Source organism: Streptomyces sp. NPDC001093 (assembly GCF_040298985.1).
In the GTDB taxonomy this organism is placed as follows: domain Bacteria; phylum Actinomycetota; class Actinomycetes; order Streptomycetales; family Streptomycetaceae; genus Streptomyces.
The window spans coordinates 1-1,419 of the sequence record NZ_JBEPBF010000272.1; the positions used below are offsets into that span (position 1 = coordinate 1).

At 56.6% G+C, this 1,419-nt stretch carries 1 rRNA gene (only partly in view); it reads right to left on the reverse strand.

Annotated elements, in window-relative coordinates:
• Nucleotides 1–22: 22 nt before the first annotated feature.
• A 23S ribosomal RNA gene (locus tag ABT288_RS49735) occupies nt 23–1,419 on the reverse strand; its annotated part runs 1,485 nt beyond the window's last position; the annotation flags it as partial.

Below are 1,419 nucleotides of genomic sequence, written 5' to 3' on the forward strand. Positions count from 1 at the left end.
AACACAGTGGACGCGAGCAACTGAGGACAAGCCCTCGGCCTATTAGTACCGGTCACCTCCACCAGTTACCTGGCTTCCAGATCCGGCCTATCAACCCAGTCGTCTACTGGGAGCCTTACCCCATCAAGTGGGTGGGAGTCCTCATCTCGAAGCAGGCTTCCCGCTTAGATGCTTTCAGCGGTTATCCCTCCCGAACGTAGCCAACCAGCCATGCCCTTGGCAGAACAACTGGCACACCAGAGGTTCGTCCGTCCCGGTCCTCTCGTACTAGGGACAGCCCTTCTCAAGACTCCTACGCGCACAGCGGATAGGGACCGAACTGTCTCACGACGTTCTAAACCCAGCTCGCGTACCGCTTTAATGGGCGAACAGCCCAACCCTTGGGACCGACTCCAGCCCCAGGATGCGACGAGCCGACATCGAGGTGCCAAACCATCCCGTCGATATGGACTCTTGGGGAAGATCAGCCTGTTATCCCCGGGGTACCTTTTATCCGTTGAGCGACGGCGCTTCCACAAGCCACCGCCGGATCACTAGTCCCGACTTTCGTCCCTGCTCGACCCGTCGGTCTCACAGTCAAGCTCCCTTGTGCACTTACACTCAACACCTGATTGCCAACCAGGCTGAGGGAACCTTTGGGCGCCTCCGTTACCCTTTAGGAGGCAACCGCCCCAGTTAAACTACCCATCAGACACTGTCCCTGATCCGGATCACGGACCCAGGTTAGACATCCAGCACGACCAGACTGGTATTTCAACGACGACTCCACACACACTGGCGTGCATGCTTCACAGTCTCCCAGCTATCCTACACAAGCCGAACCGAACACCAATATCAAACTGTAGTAAAGGTCCCGGGGTCTTTCCGTCCTGCTGCGCGAAACGAGCATCTTTACTCGTAGTGCAATTTCACCGGGCCTATGGTTGAGACAGTCGAGAAGTCGTTACGCCATTCGTGCAGGTCGGAACTTACCCGACAAGGAATTTCGCTACCTTAGGATGGTTATAGTTACCACCGCCGTTTACTGGCGCTTAAGTTCTCAGCTTCGCCCACCCGAAAGTGAGCTAACCGGTCCCCTTAACGTTCCAGCACCGGGCAGGCGTCAGTCCGTATACATCGCCTTACGGCTTCGCACGGACCTGTGTTTTTAGTAAACAGTCGCTTCTCGCTGGTCTCTGCGGCCACCCCCAGCTCGAGGAGCAAGTCCTCTCACCAGAGCTGGCCCCCCTTCTCCCGAAGTTACGGGGGCATTTTGCCGAGTTCCTTAACCATAGTTCACCCGAACGCCTCGGTATTCTCTACCTGACCACCTGAGTCGGTTTAGGGTACGGGCCGCCATGAAACTCGCTAGAGGCTTTTCTCGACAGCATAGGATCATCCACTTCACCACAATCGGCTCGGCATCAGGTCTCAGCCTCG